A 19,061-nucleotide genomic window follows, 5' to 3' on the forward strand; every position below is an offset into this window, starting at 1 on the left:
CCCTTTGTCATGATCCGCTTCCGCGGTCGTTACGCGGCCTGATGCTCGAGCAGCAGGTTCGCGGCGTCCATTGCCATCATGTGCGCGACGTCGACCGTCGAGAGGTCGAGCGCGCTCTGCGCATCCGCCGCCTGAGCGGTCGCCGTGTCCTGGGCCAGGGCGTGGGCCAGCAGGTCCGCCGACAGGGCCTGGGCCGAGCCCGGCGGGTTGATGGTGCCCACACCGGTCCCGTCGGCGATGGTCGCCTGCGTCGGGTTGGAGAGCTTCAGGTTGAAGGTCTCGACACCCTCGACCACGTCGTCGCTCAGCACCTTGACGGCGACCGTCTTGGTGGTCTCGCCGGCGGCGAAGGTCAGCTTGCCGCTGGTCGCCAGATAGTCCGAGCCGGCCTTGGCCGTGCCGTCCGCCGTGGCGTAGTCCACCGTCACCGTCTGGTTGTAGGCCTGGGACAGCTTGATCGTGAACACCGCGTCGGTGGTGACCGGGCTGGCGGCGGTGCTGCTGTACAGACCCGCCTTGATGGCGTTGTACTTGTTGTAGTCCACCTGCCAGCTGTCGTTCATGATGCCGCCGGTGTCGCCCGAACCGGGGCTCCAGGCCCAGTAGGTCCAGCTCGCCCCCTGATCGCCCGTGGCGAGGTCGATCTTGCCGTCGCCGTTCCAGTCGCCGTTCATGTACTGGATCAGCTTGGGCATCCACGCCTTGTCGATGGCGGTTTCCATGCGGCTGCCGAACTCGCCGACCAGGATCGGGGTCTCATCGTTCTGGATGAAGTGGCCCCACATCTGGTCCCACTTCGCCGGCATGTTGTTCGGGAAGTTGTTGGCCTTGAACCAGTCCATCATGTAGAGCGACGGGCCGTAGTCGTGGACCGAGTAGACCAGCTTGCCCGGCTCGTTGAACTTGACCTCGTAGTTCTTCTCGCCCAGCAGGTTGCCGCCCCACCAGTACCACTGGTTCTGATAGGTCTCGATGCCCTCGACGATCAGCAGCCAGTCCTTGTTGACCGACTGGATGGCGTTGCCGATGCGCTCCGCGGCGCGGGCCCAGTCGTTCGGACCGCCGTCGCCCCAGGTGGCCGGGTTGTGCGGCTCGTTGTGCAGGTCGGCGCCGATGACGGCGTCGTTGCCCTTGTAGCGCTCGGCCAGCATCTTCCAGTTTTCGATCATCTTCGATTCCGGGTACTGGCTGGTGTACCAGAGCCCGTTCTCGTTGGCCGACGCGCCATCACCGGAGCGGTGGTGGTCGAGGATGATCTTCATGCCGATCTTGTCGGCGTAGTCGATGATCTTGTCGAACACCTCCAGCGAGGTCTTGCCGCGCAGGTCGGGATTCTTCGAGTAGTCGATGCCGGTCGGCATGCGGCCGTTGTCGAGCATCGCGTCGGAGTAGGGCAGGCGGATGGTGTTGAAGCCCAGATCCTTCATCTGGTTCATGTGGCTCTGGTAGCTGTCCATCCACAGGCCCTGCGGCGCGAAGGCGTAGCCCTCGGACCCGAACCAGTTCACGCCGGTCAGCTTCACGGCCTTGCCGCTGCTGTCCATGATCTGGCCGCCCTCGGTGTGCAGGAAGCCCGGCGCGATGCCGCTGGTCTTGCCGGTCGGCTCGGTCACCGACACGTCGCTGACCGTCAGGGTCGGCTTGGTCGGGGTGGGGGCCGGTGGGTTGGTCGGCGTGGTCGGATTGGAGGAGCCGGGGAAGAAGCTCTTGTCGGCGTCGACGACCAGCGTGCCGTCCCACCACATGCCCTGCTGGCCCTTGATCACGTCCTTGCCGTCGAGCGCACCCTTGTCATAGGTGACGATGCTGTCGGTGGGCAGGACGGACTTGCCGTTGATGGTGATCTTGTTGACCAGCAGGTTGCGGTCCTGGCCGTTCACGAAGCCATCGTTGTCGTACTGGATCTGGACCTTGTGCGCCTGATCCGCCGTGGCGTTGATCGAGAAGACGTAGTCCTTGGCGGTCGTGCCGGCGACACCCTCACCGACCTTCTTGCCGTCGATCAGCAGGTTGAAATGCGCGTTGGTGCCGCCCGCCTCGTTGCCCTGCAGGTTCAGCACGACCTGGGTGGTGCCAGTGACGGGCGCCGGCGGCGTGGTCGGGGTGGTGGGGTTGGTCGGGGTGGAGGAGCCGGGGAAGAAACCCTTGTCGGCGTCCACCACCAGCGTGCCGTTCCACCACATGCCGGACTGGCCGGGGACCACGTCCTTGCCGTCGAGCGCGCCCTTGTCATAGGTGACGATGCTGTCGGTGGGCAGGACGGACTTGCCGTTGATGGTGATCTTGTTGACCAGCAGGTTGCGGTCCTGGCCGTTCACGAAGCCGTCGTTGTCGTACTGGATCTGGACCTTGTGCGCCTGATCCGCCGTGGCGTTGATCGAGAAGACGTAGTCCTTGGCGGTCGTGCCGGCCACGCCCTCGCCGACCTTCTTGCCGTCGATCAGCAGGTTGAAATGCGCGTTGGTGCCGCCCGCCGGGTTGCCCTGAAGGTTCAGGATGACCTGGGTGTTGCCCGCGGGGGCCGGCGGCGTCGGGACCGGGAAATAGTCCTTGGTCAGCGCGAAGTCGAGCGAACCGTCCCACCACATGCCTTCCTGGCCGGGGATCACGTCCTGGCCATCGGCGGCGCCGCGGTCGTAGGTGACCAGCGAGCTGGTGGAGTCGACGGTCTTGCCGTTCACTTCCACCGACTTGACGAGCAGGTTGCGGTCCTGCCCGTTCACGGAACCGTCATTGAAGTAGACGATCTGAAGCTTGTGCGCCTGATCCGGAGCGACCTGGGCCTTGAAGGTGTAACGGCCGGCGCTGGTCGAGCTGACCGTCGCCTGGCCGAGGTTGACACCATCCAGGAGCAGCCGGAACTGCGGCCAGATCCCGCCGGCAGCCTGCCCCGAGGCGTTGACGACGAAGGTCGTGTCGACGAGACCCGTGGTGGTCGTTGCCATTGGAAGTAACCTCTCTCCATTTTCGGTGGAGCAAAGGTGAGGCCCAATTGGTTAACGAGATATTTCGGATTTTAGGGAAATGCTGCTCAAAAGCCACGGGCGGCTGTGAAAAGAATGAGGCGCGAAAAACCGCCTTTGCTGCGGTTTCCGCGCCACAGTGGGGCCTTGCGGCCACGGGGAGGAGAAAGTGTAAAGTCTTGTTACAGAAAGGTTTCCGAAATCCGCCGTCTCAGCCCTCGTGACTTTTGTGAGCCACCATGAAGACCTCCGGACGGAACAGGTAGAGCTGGCCAAGCTTCCCGAGCTTGCGCCGCAGGGTTAACGGCATCGCCCCCATGAAGGATTCCACGGCCTTCACATAGGCGAGGTAGCCGCGCCCGGACCCATGGATGTGCATGCGCCGGCGGATCGCCATCGGGGCAATGTAGACGGCCTCCATCCGGGTGAAGCCGGCCTCGCGCAGCGCGCGCTCGGTCTCGCTCCAGGTGTATTCGCGCAGATGCATGCAGATCGGCTCGTCCAGCCCGAAGACCTCCGACAGGTCCATCGGCCCGGCGTGCTTGTGCGGCATGCTGAGCACGTAGCGCCCGCCCGGCTTGAGGATGGCGTGCACGTTGGACAGGTGCACGGACACGTCCTCGGGGTGGAGATGCTCGATGACGTGGGTGGAGACGACGGCGTCGTAATGGCCGCGCGGCTCGAACTCGGCGAGGTTGACGCCGTCGCAGCAGCGCCACGTCACGTTGGAGCGCTCGTCCGTCCAGCGCTCACCACGCTCGCGGGTGATCTCGGTGGCGACGCAGCGGTGGCCGTGGCGGGCCAGATAGCTGAGCAGCCGGCCTTTGCCCGACCCGACCTCGTAGACGTCCCGCGCGCCCTTGAGCAGCGTCAGGAAGTGGCGGAAGTCCAGCTCGTCGTTCTGCGCCGCCGTATCCACCGCGTCGTTCAGCCAGGGGCATTCGCTGTAGAGGGTGGTGTAGTTCCGCTCGAACACCGTCCAGCGCTCTTCGCGGCGGGAGTCCAGCAGCTCGCGGGCGAGCTGGCGTTCCAGGTCCCAATGCTGGCGGACCATGGTTTCGCTGAGGGGATAGTTCGGGGCCAGACCGAACTTCCGCTTGTAGCGGGCGACCAGCTCATCCGACGTCAACGTGTCCACAGATCACCTCGTTGGGAGAAACGCTGCTGTTCCGCTAATCTAAGGTCGCTGTCGGAAATCCTTACAGGCGCGGACGGCGGAGCGGGTCGCGCGATCGGGCGGGGTAGCGGGGCCGGAAGGGGTACCGCGCCGACTGCCGGACGGATTCGCCCCGGTCCGCCTCACCCCGATCCGCCTCACCCCGACCGGTTGCGCCCGCGCAACGCCTGCACCGACGCCTCGTACAAGGGCAGCGGGCGCGACGCCGCGTCGTAGGGGGAGGGATGGGGCTTCAGCTCCGGCATCTCCCGGGAGATGTAATTCAGGTCGGAACGCAGGTGCCACCAGCACAGCTCGGCCAGCCGGGCGTTGCCGGCGATGTCGCCCAGATACTGCCCGGCCAGGAAGGCCATGGCGCGGTCCTTCTCCGCCCGCGACCAGGAGCGCGGCAGGTGCTTTTCGTTCACGTCGAACTCGGTGACGTGGATGGGCAGGCCCAGCCGGTCCATGGCCCGCAGAAAGCCCTTCATGCCCTCGCGGTCGTAGGGCTTGCCGGCCATCAGGTGGCTTTGCAGACCCACCCCGTCGATCGGCACGCCGCGCTTGACCGCGTCGGTCAGCCAGGTCTGGAAATAGGCGCGCTTGCGCTGCTGCCAGCCCTCGTCGATCTCGATGCCGAACTCGTTGATGACCAGCTTGGCGGAGGGGAATTCCTTGCGGATGTGGTGGAAGAAGGGATCGAGCCAGTCCGGTCCCTTGGTGCCGCCGGCCACCACCCACCACATGCCCTTGCGGAAGCCGTAACGGTCCTGCTCCTGGGGGTGGCTGCGCTCGGTCTCCCAGAAAAAGGCCTCGTTCATCACGTCGATGCGGTAGAAGCTGTCGCCGTAGCGCTGCTTGACCGCCGCGACCATGGCGGTGAAGCGCGGCCAGTAATTGTCCTCGGACAGCGTGCCGTCGGCCGAGAAGTACGCGCTTTCGCCGATGCCCAACGCGCGCTGGCGGCTGGCCGGCAGCGTCATGTAGTCGGGCATGCCCATGTGCTGCCACAGGGCGCAGTGCCAGTTCGGCTTGGCGCCGATGCGGCGGGCCAGTTCCACCCCGGCGTCGAAGCGGCCCCAGTCGAAGTTGCCCTCCTGCGGCTGGAAGACGGCCCATTTGCCGCCGTTCTCGGGAGTCACCACGTCGCATTCCCGCGCCATCAGCGTGTCGAGCATGGGGTCTTCCGGCTCGATCAGGTGGTCGCGGGCGGCGCCGTGAAGAATCCCGGCGGCTCGGCAGGTGTCGCGCAGGGTGGGGTTGGGCACCGCCGCGGACGCTGCCTCGGCGACGGATGGGCCGGCGGCGGCCTTGCAGCTTGCCAGCACCGCGGCCGCGGCGGCGGCGCGCAATGCGTCCCGGCGCGTGAAGGAGAGGGTTTTCGGCGAGGTGGCTTTTGGCGAGGTCTGGGCCATGGGCGTCGGGCCTCGTGTGGTTTGCGATGAAATGAAAATTCCCTCTCCCCCCTGGGGAGAGGGTTAGGGTGAGGGGGTTGTGCGTGTCGGAACGTCCCTCACAAGCGCATCCCCCTCACCGGCCCTCCGGGCCACCCTCTCCCCAGGGGGGAGAGGGTTATTCAGGCAGAGGTGAAGGAGACGTCGCTTACGGCGCGGCGCGCAGGGTCTGGTCGCCGTAGTATTTCCGCGTGGCGACGTAGCTGTTGTACGGACCCTGGTAGCCCTTGCTGGCCGCCTTCTTCAGGTTCACGTCGGTCATCACGCAGACGAACTTGCTGTGGTCGATCGGACCCAGGTCGGCCACCGCGTCCAGGTCGCTCGCCGTGGTGTGGCCCCAGCGGGTGACGAAGAGCACCTTGGAGGCGGCGCCGCAGACGATGCGGGCATCCGACACGGCCAGCGCCGGGGCGGTGTCGAACACCACCAGATCGAAGCTGGGCGACAGGCCGGCCATCAGCTGCACCAGGCTGTCGACGTTGAAGCGGTCCAGCGTCATCGGGTTCAGCTTGCCCGCCGGAACCATGGCGAAGGGCACGTCGTCGGAGGTGTGGACGATCTCGTCCAGCGTGGCGTCACCGGCGATCCAGTCCGACAGACCCTTCTTGGTGGACAAGTCGAACAGACCCTCCATGCGGGAGCGGCGGAAGTCGGTGTCCACCACCACCACCCGGCGGCCGGCCTGGCTGGCGACCTGGGCGACGGCGAGCGTCAGCGAGGTCTTGCCGTCCTGCGGGCGGGCCGAGGTCACCGCCAGCGCACCGACCGGACCGAGATCCGACAGATGGTTGCGGAACAGGGCGCGCAGGGATTCGCTGAACAGCGAGAAGGGGTGGCGCTGGAAGATCTTGTAGAGCCGGCCCTTGGCCCCGCGGTCGCTGTGGTGCGGCACGATGTGGACGGTGCCGACGCCCAGGATGCGGCGCACGGCGTCCGGGGTGTGGATGCGGCGCTGGAGAAGCTCCAGACCGAAGACGCTGAAGATGGCCAGCGCAAGGGCGGCGACGAAGCCGGCCAGCAGCAGGAGGACGCGGAAGGGACCCGACGGCTCGTGCGGCACCTGCGGCGCGGAGACCAGCTTGACGGCGGCCGGGAAGGCGCGGCTGTCCTTCTGGGCCTCGACCTCTTCCAGACGGCCCAGCAGGCTGTCGAGAAGCTGGCGCTTGGCGGTCGCCTCGGATTCCAGGGTGCGCAGCGGGATCGCCTGCTCCTGCATGGTGGCGTAGCTGCCCTCCATGCGGGTGATCATGGAGCGGAGCGCGGTTTCCTGCTCGACCGCGACCTGGGCGGCTTCGCGGACGCCGTTGATCTCGCGGCGGATTTCCTGCTGGAGCGAGGAGTTGGCCTCGTTCAGGCGGCCCTGCAGCTCGACGATGCGCGGGTGCTTCGGACCGTACTGGCGGGAGAGCTGGGCCATTTCCGTGGAGATGGCGGCGACCGTGGCGCGGAGCTGGGCGACGACCGGGGAGGCGATGCTGCCGCCGATGGCGTTCCAGTTGCCGGCCTTCAGGTTGCGCTCCAGCGTGTCGGCCTGGGCGACCGAGCGGGCGCGGATGGCCGAGGCCTCGCTCAGGCGCAGGCGGGTCTGCTCAAGCTCGTTCTGGGCCATCAGGCCGGTGCCGCCCTTCAGCAGGCCGCCCTTGACGCGCGCTTCCTCGACCTTGGCGTCGGCCTCGGCCACCTCCTTGCGCAGCAGGACGATGCGGTCCTGCAGCCAGGAGATCGCGCTGGTCGACAGGTCGCGGTCCATCTGCTGGCGGGTTTCCATGTAGCGGCGGACGATGCCGTCCACCACGTCGCGGCTCAGCTGCGGCTCCTTGGAGGTGAAGCGCACCTGGATCACGCGCGACCGGCCGACGATGGCGACGTCCAGCTTGCGGTGGATGCGCGCGATGATCTGGTCGTTGCCCAGCGCCGCGTGCGCCTCGCGCGCCCGGATGTCCTGCGCCACCTCGTCACCATGGCTCAGCAGCCAGGCGACCGGGGCCGGCGGGGTGCCCTCCCAGAAGCGCCCGGCGAGGTCGCGGCCGTAGGCCACCGCGCGCTCGACGAGCGGGAGCGTCTCGTCCTCCTGCGCCGGCGGGTTGAATTCCGGATGCTGGGCGAGCTGGAGATCGTTCACCACCTGGTTCAGCACCTGCGGCGACTTCAGGATCTCGATCTCGCTCAGGATGGCGGCGTCCTCGGTGGGGATCGCGCCCACCACCTGCTCGACCTCGCGGACGACGCGGACCTGCCGGTTGTCGACCAGCAGAAGGGCTTCGGAGGTGTACTGGTCCTTGAGCGTGGAGACGCCCAGGGCCGACAGGCCGGTCAGCACCACCACGATGGCCGCGATCAGCCACTTGTGGCTGCCCAGCACGCGCAGGATGAAGCGGAAGTCGGGACCCATGGACGGGGTCTGGGATTCGAACTCGCTGCGCCGGGACGGGCCGGGGGCGGCGGGCCATGCCGGAACCGGAGCCGGCGGACCGCCGTGATGGCCGCCATGATTGACTTGGGGCAGATTTTCCACGTCTCAAAGCTCCTTATGCATGGGCGCTGGTGCTGGGGCGCTGGACGAACGCATGGCGGCACGGCGCATAAGCATGACGGTGTGGGCGAAGCCGAAAGCGCCGACGCAATAGCGGCGAAACAGGCGGCGGGGCTCCTGGACCAACCGGAACGCCCATTCCAGCCCGATGCGCTGGACGGCGGCGGGGGCCCGGGTGAAGCGCCCGGCGAGGAAATCGATGATGGCGCCGCCGTTGACGATCAGCACCTTATGATCCAGCGCGCGCTTGAGCTGCACCGCGACCTCCTCCTGGCGGGGCATGCCCATGGCCAGGATGATGACGTCGGGCTGAAGCTCCCGCGCACGGGCGATGTAATGCTCCACGGAATGGAACCCGTGCTGGGCATCGACGTAGTCGTGCGGGGTCCGCTCCTTCAGCCGCTCGATCCCTTCGTCCAGCCAGGGCGCCGCGGTGCCGTAGACGGCGACCCGACGGGGCGACAGGTGGCGGAGGAGAAGCGGGATGAAGTCGGTGCCGTTCATGTTCAGCCCGACCGGCTGGTCGAGCCACGGCAGGGCCGTCTCCAGCGCCACCCCGTCCCGCAACAGGACGTCGGAGGCGCGGAAGGCCGACCACGCGGCGGAGGATCCCGCGCAGAGGTTCACGCCGTGAGCGTTGAGGAACGACAGGATGGTCGGTCGCTCGACGGCTGACAATGTCTTTATCAATGCATGGCGCTCGTCCTCGCAAGAAATACACCGTATTCTCTCGATCAGTGCCAGGACGTCACGAGGGGTCGGCATGCACATCTCCTAACCAAATCTGCGAAGCGACGACAGTTACGTTGTCTGTGCAACGATGATGCCCGACAGTTTGCGGTGCAGTAAGACGATATTGCTTGCTAACACTTTCGATTGGTGGCAGCCGGCGAAACCGTTACCGGGTACCCCTTTCGACGCGACCGCCGGACAACAGGGAATGATGTGGCCGGCACCGCCCCTTTTTCGCAGCGGTGGGATGGGAGAAGGGAAAGTTCAGGCGAATTAGCCCGGCCACGCCGGGAGAACCCCTGAATCGGCTTGCCCTATCCTATGGCTCCGACCATATAGGTACGCCCGTAGGGTGCCGGTGTGCAGAATAGGGGGTGGGCGTCCGTCCCGCGGCGCGGCACTGTTCGAGGTCCGGCAAAGCCCCGCAAGACCGCCAGCCCCAACCAGCCCGCCAACCAGCCCCTTGAATTCTCAGGCCGATCTCTCCGGGGCCGGCGATGGAAGAAGACCAGTTCATGAGCAACGACGAGACCACCCCCCGCCAAGCCGGCACCGCTGACGAATTCGACCGCCGCGACGCGCTGCGCGCCATCGCCGCGGTGGTGCGCGGCGACGGGATCGAGGTGGACGCCGACAGCACCCCGGCCCGCTGGTCGGTCGCCGTCGTCCACGAGGTGGTCGTTCCCGGAACCGACCGGAAGCTGAAGCTGCGGTTCCGCGTGGCGCTCGGGCCGCTGCCCGACATCGAGGCGGAGCTGTGGGGCCTGATGACCGCGGAGGAGGGCTTCGGCCGTCCCCAGGCGAAGACACTGGGCAAGCGGGTCAAGGCGGCCTGCCTGTCCTCCGCCGCCATCGAGAAGGCGCGCGGGCGGGTGGACGGCTGGTTCGCCTCCATGGCCCAGCGCGCCAACGGCTTCGGCGAGGCGTGGCGGCCCAAGGGCTTCGCCGACGAGCTGGGCCGGGTGATCGGCTTCGGCGGCCGCATCCCGCGCCTGCAGACCCTGCTGGACGCGCTGGAGGAGGCCTTTTCCACCGCCGCCGCCCGCGCCGGCCTGAAGGTCCGGCGGGAGCGGCTGGAGAACGCCTCCGGCCTCGGCGTCTATCTCGACAGCTTCGCCACGGCCCGCGCCATGGTGCGCAAGCTGCGGCTGTTCGTCGGCCCGACCAACTCCGGCAAGACCCACGCCGCCATGGACCGGCTGGCCGAGGCGCAGAGCGGCTGCTACCTCGCCCCGCTGCGCCTGCTGGCGCTGGAGGGGCAGGAGGCACTGGAGACGCGCGGGCGCCCGTGCAGCCTCGTCACCGGCGAGGAGCGCGACGTGCGGCCCGGCGCCTCCTTCACCTCCTCGACCATCGAAATGGTCAATACGTCCAAGGTCTGGGGCGCCTGCGTCATCGACGAGATCCAGATGATCGGCGATCCCGACCGCGGCTGGGCCTGGACCCAGGCGGTGGCCGGCGTGGCCGCTCCGGAAATCCTGATGACCGGCTCCGCCGACGCCATCCCTTACGTGCAGCGCCTCGCCACCGCGCTGGGGGAGGAGCTGGAGGTCGTGGAGTTCACCCGCAAGTCGCCGCTGCGTGTGCAGGAGGAGCGGGTGCCGCTGGAGAATGTCCGCCGCGGCGACGCGGTGATCGCCTTCTCGCGCAAGGACGTGATGGGGCTGCGGCGCGAGCTGCTGGCCCGCGACCACACGGTGGCGGTGATCTACGGCGCGCTGTCGCCGGAGGTGCGGCGGGCCGAGGCGCGGCGCTTCCGCGACGGCACGGCGGACGTGCTGGTGGCGACCGACGCCATCGGCATGGGGCTGAACCTTCCGGTTGCCCGCGTCGTCCTGTCGACCACCCGCAAGTATGACGGGCGGGAGGAGCGCGACCTGAACTCCTCCGAAATCCGTCAGATCGGCGGACGGGCGGGGCGCTTCGGCATGCACGAGGAAGGCCGCGTCGCGGTGCTGGAGGGGGAGAACATCAACCCGGTGCGCCGGGCGCTGACCACCCCGCCGGTGCCGCCGGAGGACCCGCGGGCCTGGATCAGCCCCAACCTGACCCACGTCGAGGCCATCGCGCGCGAGCTGGACACCGACAGCCTCGCCAAGGTGCTGCGCACGGCGGGGCAGGAGCTGCTGCGCGCCAACCAGACCTTCCGCATGACCGACCTGGAGCAGCGCATCCAGGCCGCCACGGCGGTGGACCGGGCGAAGCTGCCGCTGGCGGAGCGCGACATGCTGGCGCGCTGCCCCATCGACGTGCGCGACCAGAACAACCTGCGCCTGCTGGCGCTGTGGGCGACCAACCAGGGTAAGGGAATCCGCAACTCCGCCCCCGACGCCGCCGAACGCTTCCACCACCGCGTCGGCACCGACGTGGAGTTGGAGAAGGCGGAGCGCGCGGTAAAGGAGCTGACCGCCTACGCGTGGCTGGCCTACCGCTTCCCCGACGCCTATCCGGACATGGACCTGTGCCAGGAGCGCCGGGCCATGCTGAACGCCTTTATCGAGCGGACCCTGGCCGAACGCTCGCTGGCCCGCGCCTGCCCGGTCTGCGGCACGCGGCTGAAGGCCAACCACCGCTTCCGGGTCTGCGACAGCTGCTACGCCGGGCGGGTGGAGGAGCGGCAGGGCGACCGCCGCGGCCGCCGTCCCGACGGGGCGCGGGGTCCGGACAAGGGGGCGGCCTCGGCGGAGGGCGGCCACCCGCAATTCCACCACCCGCTGCCTGGCCGCAAGCGCGGCAAGGGCGGGGCGGGGCATCGCGGGCGCCGGCCGGCCGGGGGATGAGGTTTGCCCCTCGCCCCTCTGGGGAGAGGGTGGCCCGAAGGGCCGGGTGAGGGGGATGCGCGTGACGGCAGGTTCGGCACAAGCGCAACCCCTCACCCCAACCCTCTCCCGGGGCGGGAGAGGGAATTCCAAGCCCTCAGGCTGCCACGACGCCGCTCGGACCGCTGTCCTCCCGGCGGGTCCAGGTGATCTCCTCGGTGCCGCCGCCCTCGGTCAGGAAATAGCGGCGCAGCGGCACCAGATCGGCGCCGAGCTCGTAGACCAGCGGGCGGCTGGTCGGGATTTCGAACAGCGGGATGTCCTGGTCGGGCACCTTGTCGAGATGCTTCACGAGGCCGCGCAGGCTGTTGCCGTGGGCCGACACCAGCACCCGCGCGCCCAGCCGCAGGGCCGGGCAAATGCCCTCCTCCCAGAAGGGGATCACCCGGTCCGTGGTGTCCTTCAGGCTTTCGCCGCGGGGCAGATTCGCGCGGCCGATGCCGGCGTAGCGCCGGTCCGACACCGCGGAGCACGGGTCCTCGGGCTCGACCGGCGGGGGCGGGACGTCCCAGCTCCGCCGCCACAGGAAAACCTGATCGGCGCCATGCCGGGCCGCCGTCTCCGTCTTGTTCAGCCCCTGGAGCGCGCCGTAATGGCGCTCGTTCAGGCGCCAGTGCTTGTGCACCGGCAGCCACATCCGGTCCATCTCCTCCAGCACGATGTCGAGCGTCTTGATCGCCCGCTTCAGGACGGAGGTGAAGGCCACGTCGAAATCGAATCCGGCCTGTTTCATCAGACCGGCGGCGTGGCGGGTTTCGGCCACCCCCTGTTCGGTCAGATCGACGTCGGTCCAGCCGGTGAACAGATCCGAGCGGTTCCAGACGCTCTGACCGTGCCGCAGCAGCACGAGCCGATGCATGGGTCCCCTCCTCCTCACGTGACGGTTGCTCCTTCGGGGAACGGGAGGGTGGGGGAAAGGGTTCCGGCCGGGGCGTCACAAATGGCCCAGCTTTATGTCAATTTGGAAACGCACGCGACACATTCGGACAACAAATGCGGGGTAATCTGCGGAGCAGGCGAAATTATACGCCCGGCGCGTTGCGCAGCCGGACTGCGACGCCGAGCCAACTTGCGTTCCGAGGCCGCCATGCAGCATCATGACCTCCTCTCCAGGACCGTTTCGACCGATCGGGACATCACCCTGGAGGCGCTTCGTGTGTTCACCTATCTGAGCCGGCGGCTCCATTTCGACCGTCCCGTGCCGGTGCTCCAGTCCGAACTGGCGGATGCGCTCGGCATGCAGCGGCCCAACGTCAACCGGGCCATCAAGCTGCTGGAGACCAAGCAGATCCTTCTGCGGGACTCCAAACTGGGGCGTGCGATCACGTTTCGGTTGAACCCGGAACTGGAGGGCGGCCGGGCCTGAAACTGGTCCGGAATGATTTTCGAAACGCGTCACCTTGTCTTCACGAACTCGGCCCTCAAGAAAGCCTTCGGCTGGTACCAGAAGGTGCCGAATCAGACCGATCTTCCCTTGGGGCTGATCGCCTCCGTCGTTCCCAAATCGGACGGGAGCGTGGTGGTCATGGTGCAGCAGGGGGCCGCGAAGGTGCGGGACGTCGCCTTCATGCCCAGCAAGACGCTCGGCATCCTCCTGCTTTTCTGCCGCCGCCAGAAAATTCCGATTCCGCGCGACGCCGACAAGGACATCTTCCAGTCCGACGACGGGATCATGCTGACGATCCGCGGCAGTTGCAGCACCACGGCGCCGCCGCCGTGATCGCGCCTGCGTGATCGTTCCCGGCCGGCTCAGTCGGTTCCGCAGGCGACGGGCTGGGCCACGGCCAATGGAATGTCCGCCTCGGTGAAGCGGTAACCGTGACCGGCGGCGAAATCCACCAGATCGCCCAGGGTCAGCAGGCCGCGCGACGCCCGCCGCAGCGCCACACGCAGAGCCGGGTCGGCTTCGGTCGCAACCAGGAATCGGATGTAGTCGCCATGACACATGCCCAAACCTCCTGGAATGGTTGCGACTGCCCTTCGTCCCCGGAGCGTGGAAACGACGTCGATGCTGCGTTGCGGACGCAAGCAATGGCTCAACGCGAACAGTCCGTCGTCTTGATATCGTCTATTTGCCTAAAATTGTATATAAAAAGATCGAGAAACGGTGCGTCGTCCTGCCGCACCGTTCTCTAAGACCAGATCGGGCCGGTGATCACTCGCCCGACTGCTGCACCGCCTCGGCCGGGCTGGAGCCCGACGCGATGCTGTCCGGCGTGATCGCCGCCACCGGCTCGCCCGGCCCGGAGGCGGCGCGCAAAGCCCGCGCGGCGGCCTTCAGCCCGATGTCCGAGCGGCGGTCGGGCATCAGTTCGAACAGCAGCAGCGACCGCCCGTTGACCGGGATCTCGTCGCCGGTCTGGGCGGTGGCGACCTCCAGCCGGTCGGGCTCCGTGGTGTCCACCAGCGTCAGCCAACGGCTGCCGCCCGCGACCTCCGGCAGCTTGAAGGGCACCACGTCGTGGTAGGCGTTGATGATGAGCAGCAGCGTGGCGTCGGATGCCACCTTCTTGATGCCCGTGGCCTGCGCCCGCCCGTCGAGCAGCATGCCCAGGCAGCGCGCCATGGGGTCCTGCCACTGCTCGGTCGTCTTCTCCTCGCCGGCGGGGGTGATCCAGGTGAGGTCCTTCACCTCCAGATCGGGGTTGTAGGCGCCGGTGAAGAAGCGCCCGCGGCGCAGCAGCGGGTGGCTCTGCCGCAGCCCGATCAGGTGGCGGACGAAGTCGGTCAGCGCCCAGCCCTCGTCGCTGACGCCCTCCCAGTCGATCCAGCTGATTTCGTTGTCCTGGCAGTAGGCGTTGTTGTTGCCGTTCTGGCTGCGGGCGAACTCGTCGCCGGCCAGGATCATCGGCGTGCCCTGGGACAGCAGCAGCGTGGCCAGCAGGTTGCGCATCTGGCGGAAGCGCAGGGCGTTGATCTCCGGATCGTCGGTCGGCCCCTCCGCCCCGTGGTTCCAGGAGATGTTGTGCGAATGGCCGTCGCGGTTGTCCTCGCCGTTCGCGTCGTTGTGCTTGTCGTTGTAGGAGACGAGATCGTGCAGCGTGAAGCCGTCATGGGCGGTGACGAAGTTGACGCTGGCCCAGGGCTTGCGCCCACGCCGGTTGAACACGTCCGCCGAGGCGGCCATGCGGGTCGCCAGTTCGGGCAGCTTGCCCTCGTCGCCCTTCCAGTAGGAGCGCACGGTGTCGCGGAACTTGTCGTTCCACTCCGCCCAGCCCGGCGGGAAGCCGCCGACCTGATAGCCGCCGGGGCCGCAGTCCCACGGCTCGGCGATCAGCTTGACGCGCGACAGCACCGGGTCCTGGCGGCAGGCGTCGAGGAAGCCGCCGCTGTGGTCGAAGCCGTAGGTCTCCCGCGCCAGGATGGTGGCGAGGTCGAAGCGGAAGCCGTCCACATGCATCTCGGTCACCCAGTAGCGCAGGGAATCGGTGACCATCTGCAGGACGCGCGAATGCACGAGGTTCAGCGTGTTGCCCGTGCCGGTGTCGTTGATGTAGTAGCGCGGGTCCGGCGCCAGCCGGTAGTAGGAGGCGTTGTCGATGCCCTTGAAGGACAGCGTCGGCCCCATCTCGTTGCCTTCGGCGGTGTGGTTGTAGACGACGTCGAGGATCACCTCGATCCCGGCGTCGTGCAGGCGGGCGACCATCTCCTTGAACTCGTGGATCGCGCCGGTCGCCATGTAGCGCGGGTCGGGCGCGAAGAAGGAGATGCTGTTGTAGCCCCAGTAGTTGCGCAGCCCCTTTTCCAGCAGGTAGCGGTCGTCCACGAAGGCGTGGACCGGCAGAAGCTCCACCGCCGTGACGCCCAGCGAGCGGATGTACTCCACCACCTCCTGCTGGGCGAAGCCGGCGAAGGTGCCGCGGTACTGCGGCGGCACCGCCGGGTGCCGCATGGTGTAGCCGCGCACGTGGGTCTCGTAGAAGATCGACTTCTCCCAGGGGATCGCCGGGTGGCGGTCATGGCCCCAGGTGAAGGCCGGGTCGATCACCACGCATTTCGGCATGCCGGGGGCGCTGTCGCGCCGGTCGAAGGACAGATCGCCGCGCGGCGAGCCGACGCGGTAGCCGAAATGCGCGTCCGACCAGCGCAGCGGCCCGACCATATGCTTGGCGTAGGGATCGAGCAGCAGCTTGTTCGGGTTGAAGCGATGGCCCGCCTTGGGTTCGTACGGCCCGTGGACCCGGTAGCCGTAGACGGTGCCCGGCCGGGCGTCCGGCAGATAGCCGTGCCACACCTCGTCGGTGTATTCGGGCAGCTCGATCCGTTCCAGCTCGCGGCGTCCCTCCTGGTCGAACAGGCACAGTTCCACCTTGGTGGCGTTGGCGGAAAACAGCGCGAAGTTGACGCCAAGCCCGTCCCATGTGGCACCGAGAGGGTAGGGAAGACCTTCCCGGATGCGGGACTGGCGGAAAACTTTAGGAGCGAACGGCGGCTTCTTCACGGTTGAACCTCGTGTGGGCGCGTTGCGGCATGAAGCAGCACAGGAACGCGCAGACCGCCTTGGTGATCCCGTCATCGGCACAATTTCCGATGAATGCCGGAGCCTCAACTCCTGGCCGAACCAATTGGTGCCCCCTCACCCAAAGAGTGGGTTCGGTATGAGCATGGTCATAGTCGTCATGGCGGGTCGCGCCGATAACTATCGCATGCTATCATCGGTTCCAGACAATAAAGGCAAATAAACTTCTGGGGGATGTCCGGGAGCTTCTCGATAAAGGGCTGAGGAAACGGGTGTAACGCAGATGACAACTTTCGCCTTTCCACACCGTCCCCGGGTCTTTAGGGCTGAAGTCGCGGGAAGATCAATGAAGGGCAGGTCCGGCCGCCATTCCTCTCCGGCCTTTTCGACCCAGACGCGATTTGCTGTCCGGCGACCCGCGAACCATTGAGTGTCCTCCCCATCCATCGATCATCGCTCCAGGCACAGGCTTCGCCGGTGACCTGTGGCATCGTGCATCCGGCGGGCCGGCGACGCCCTCTCCGTTCCGCCTTACCAAGACGCCCCCGCCCATGATCCGGCTCTCGGTCAACGCCCTGCTGAACTTCCACCCGAAGGCCATCCTGGCGGCCATTGTCCTGGTGATGACGCTGCTTGGCGGTGTGGCCTGGGGTGGGCTGTCTCTGGTCGATTACGTCAGCACGCTCGACCGGGCCGAGCGCGGCACCCGGCAGGCCGCCGCCTTTCTCGAAGGCCACGCCGACGCGGTGCTGGACGGCGGCGCCGCCGCTCTGGCGCGGGTGGCCGACCGTCTGGAGGAGGGCGGCTTCGCGGCGCTCCCCGACCATGCTCTGGGCGAGGCGCTGGCGGCGTCGCGCTTCGGTGCGCTGTCCATCCTGGACGCCGGCGGCCGGACGGTGTTCGGCCCCTCCATCCATCCCGACGGTGGCACGGCCAGCCTGTTTCAGGGGGTGGACGGCGGTCTCGAGCTTTTGCACGGACAGGTGGACGGGCTGGACTCCATCCTGATGGTCCGCCGCATCCTGGGGCGCGAGGGCATCCTGGAGGGGGCGGTCCTGCTGGCGCTTCCGTCCTCCAGCCTGCACACCGTGCTCGACGTCTTCGGCGACGGGCGGCACAGCGTGGCCGGGCTGTTCCGCTTGGACGGCACGCGGCTGGCCGGCATCGGAGGCGCTGGGGGCATCGGCATTGGGGGCGGCACTGGAGGCGGCACCGGGATCGGACCGCTTCCCACGCTGGAGCCGGGGGCGGAGAGCGGCGACGGCGACTGGAGCGTCGCGGGGCAGGGGGTGGTCATCGGCCTGAAGCGGATGCGCGACTTCCCGGCGGTGGCGGCGGTCGCCCTGCCGCGCAGCGTCGTCCTGGAGCCGTGGAGCAACCGCCTGCAGCACGGCTTCATGATGGTCGGCGTCAGCGTCGTCGCGCTGTTCGGTCTGGCCGCGCTCGGCTGGGCCAGCCTGCGGCGCGAGGCGGCGGCCCGCGACGCCCTGCGCGACGCCAACGCCCGGCTGGAGCAGCGGGTGGAGGAGCGCACTGCCGACCTGCGCTCGCTCAACCAGAAGCTCGTCCGCGCCCTGGCCGAGAAGGAGCGCGCCAATCAGGCCAAGGCCCGCTTCCTGTCGGCGGCCAACCACGACCTGCGCCAGCCTTTCCAGGCGCTGCGTCTGTTCCACCACCTGCTGATGGAACGGCTGAAGGAGCCGCGCGAGCGGTCCATCGCCGAGAAGATGGGCGAGGCGCTGGACAGCGGAGAAAAGCTGCTGCACGCGCTGCTGGAGGTCGCCACGCTGGACGCCGGGGTGGTCCGCCCGAACATTGCCGACGTGCCGGTCGCCACCGTTCTGGACGGTGTGGCGGCGGAGTTCCGGGGGCTGGCGGCGGACAAGAAACTGGATTTGCGGGTGCGCGGCTGCACCGCCATGGTGCGCACCGACGCCACGCTGCTGACGCGGATGCTGGGCGACCTGCTGCGCAACGCAATCGCCTACACCCCGGCGGGCGGCGTCGTGGTCGGCTGCCGGCGGCGCGGCCAATGGCTGCGCATCGAGGTGTGGGACACCGGCTCCGGCATCGCGGCGGAGCATCTCGACGCCATTTTCGAAGACTTCGTGCAGTTGGGCAACCCGGAGCGCGACCGCCGCCGCGGCCTGGGGCTGGGGCTCCCCAAGGTGCGCCGCAAGGCCGCGCTTCTGGGGCACGCGGTGGAGGTCCGCTCGCGTCCCGGCCAGGGGTCCGTCTTCTCGATCATGGTTCCGCTGGCGGCCAGCGAATCGCGGACGGACGCGGTGGCCGCGGCTCCCGCCGGCCGGGCGGAGGGTTCCGACACCCGCCTGATCCTGATCGTGGAGGACGACCCGGTGCAGAGCGCTGGGATGCAGCTCCTTCTGGAAAGCTGGGGGCACGATGTTCTGGTGGCGGCGGACGGGCCGGCGGCGCTGGTGACCCTGCGCGCGGCGCCGCGCTGTCCGGACGTGATCCTGTCGGATTTCCGCCTGCCGGGACCGCTGACCGGCGCCGAGATGGTCACCCGCGCGGCGGAGCAGCAAGGGCGCCCCATTCCCGGCATCATCCTGACCGGCGACACCGCCCCCGAGCGCATCCGCGAGGCGGTGGCCGTCGGCTGCCGTCTGCTGCACAAGCCCGTCACCCCCGACGTGCTGCGCGACGCGCTGAACGCCCTGGGCACGGAGCGCCAGCCGCTCCGCCAGCCGTCCGCGGCCTGACGGGTGGAACAGCGCTTCCGGCGACAGGAACGGTCTCCTATCGAGAGCTGCATTAAAGCGGATTGCAATCCGCTTTGGACCGCGACGGCGGTCCCGGTCGCATATGCGACCGGAGCCCGCCGGCGAATGAGGCGATAAGAGTCTAAAGCGAACGGAAGTTCGCTTTAATCATTCGTGAAGGCCACAAAGGGTACTCTGAAACCGTGATCAGAGGCGAACACG

12 protein-coding genes are annotated in these 19,061 nt (G+C 67.9%); 4 read left to right on the top strand and 8 right to left on the bottom strand.

The window, feature by feature from the left end; all coding sequences use genetic code 11:
- Window positions 1–29 precede the first annotated feature (29 nt).
- The 5 genes from ACWPN7_RS02075 to ACWPN7_RS02095 all read right to left on the bottom strand — a co-directional run bounded on the left by ACWPN7_RS02075 (window position 30) and on the right by ACWPN7_RS02095 (window position 8,877).
- Window positions 30–2,945 carry a cellulase family glycosylhydrolase gene (locus tag ACWPN7_RS02075; protein ID WP_459197801.1) on the bottom strand — a complete coding sequence of 972 codons (2,916 nt, stop codon included), beginning with the start codon at window positions 2,943–2,945 and terminating at the stop codon, window positions 30–32.
- Between the two features lie 229 nt (window positions 2,946–3,174).
- Entirely contained in the window at window positions 3,175–4,101 is a 927-nt protein-coding gene (locus ACWPN7_RS02080) for a class I SAM-dependent methyltransferase (RefSeq protein WP_456522284.1), read from the bottom strand.
- Window positions 4,102–4,277: 176 nt separating this feature from the next.
- Entirely contained in the window at window positions 4,278–5,534 is a 1,257-nt protein-coding gene (locus ACWPN7_RS02085; protein WP_459197802.1) for an endo-1,4-beta-xylanase, read from the bottom strand.
- 187 nt (window positions 5,535–5,721) lie between these two features.
- A complete protein-coding gene (locus ACWPN7_RS02090) occupies window positions 5,722–8,088 on the bottom strand; it encodes a GumC family protein (RefSeq protein ID WP_244947763.1) in 2,367 nt (788 codons plus the stop codon).
- 3 nt (window positions 8,089–8,091) lie between these two features.
- On the bottom strand, window positions 8,092–8,877 hold the full coding sequence (locus tag ACWPN7_RS02095; RefSeq protein ID WP_040134555.1) for a WecB/TagA/CpsF family glycosyltransferase: 786 nt from the start codon (window positions 8,875–8,877) through the stop codon (window positions 8,092–8,094).
- 476 nt (window positions 8,878–9,353) lie between these two features.
- On the opposite strand from ACWPN7_RS02095, the gene ACWPN7_RS02100 reads away from it, so the two are divergent.
- Window positions 9,354–11,618: a helicase-related protein gene (locus ACWPN7_RS02100; RefSeq protein ID WP_459197803.1), complete on the top strand. Its 2,265-nt coding sequence runs from the start codon at window positions 9,354–9,356 to the stop codon at window positions 11,616–11,618.
- A gap of 136 nt (window positions 11,619–11,754) precedes the next feature.
- Here the strand turns inward: ACWPN7_RS02100 and gpmA are convergent, their stop codons facing one another.
- A complete protein-coding gene (gpmA, locus tag ACWPN7_RS02105) occupies window positions 11,755–12,516 on the bottom strand; it encodes a 2,3-diphosphoglycerate-dependent phosphoglycerate mutase (RefSeq protein ID WP_040134553.1) in 762 nt (253 codons plus the stop codon).
- Window positions 12,517–12,744: 228 nt separating this feature from the next.
- Between gpmA and ACWPN7_RS02110 the strand changes: the two genes are divergently transcribed.
- Window positions 12,745–13,023, top strand: coding sequence for a MarR family transcriptional regulator (locus ACWPN7_RS02110; protein WP_236778250.1), 279 nt, complete (start codon window positions 12,745–12,747; stop codon window positions 13,021–13,023).
- Between the two features lie 12 nt (window positions 13,024–13,035).
- Window positions 13,036–13,377, top strand: a complete 342-nt coding sequence (locus tag ACWPN7_RS02115) for a hypothetical protein (protein WP_459197804.1) — start codon at window positions 13,036–13,038, stop codon at window positions 13,375–13,377.
- Window positions 13,378–13,406: 29 nt separating this feature from the next.
- Here ACWPN7_RS02115 and ACWPN7_RS02120 read toward each other — a convergent pair whose 3' ends face one another.
- Window positions 13,407–13,604 carry a Nif11-like leader peptide family natural product precursor gene (locus ACWPN7_RS02120; RefSeq protein ID WP_137104720.1) on the bottom strand — a complete coding sequence of 66 codons (198 nt, stop codon included), beginning with the start codon at window positions 13,602–13,604 and terminating at the stop codon, window positions 13,407–13,409.
- Window positions 13,605–13,812: 208 nt separating this feature from the next.
- Window positions 13,813–16,098: a glycogen debranching protein GlgX gene (gene glgX / locus ACWPN7_RS02125; protein ID WP_459197805.1), complete on the bottom strand. Its 2,286-nt coding sequence runs from the start codon at window positions 16,096–16,098 to the stop codon at window positions 13,813–13,815.
- A 569-nt stretch (window positions 16,099–16,667) separates the two neighbouring features.
- Between glgX and ACWPN7_RS02130 the strand changes: the two genes are divergently transcribed.
- Window positions 16,668–18,839, top strand: coding sequence for a hybrid sensor histidine kinase/response regulator (locus ACWPN7_RS02130; protein ID WP_459197806.1), 2,172 nt, complete (start codon window positions 16,668–16,670; stop codon window positions 18,837–18,839).
- The last annotated feature ends 222 nt before the right edge of the window (window positions 18,840–19,061 follow it).

This window comes from Azospirillum sp. UENF 312511, assembly GCF_058780635.1.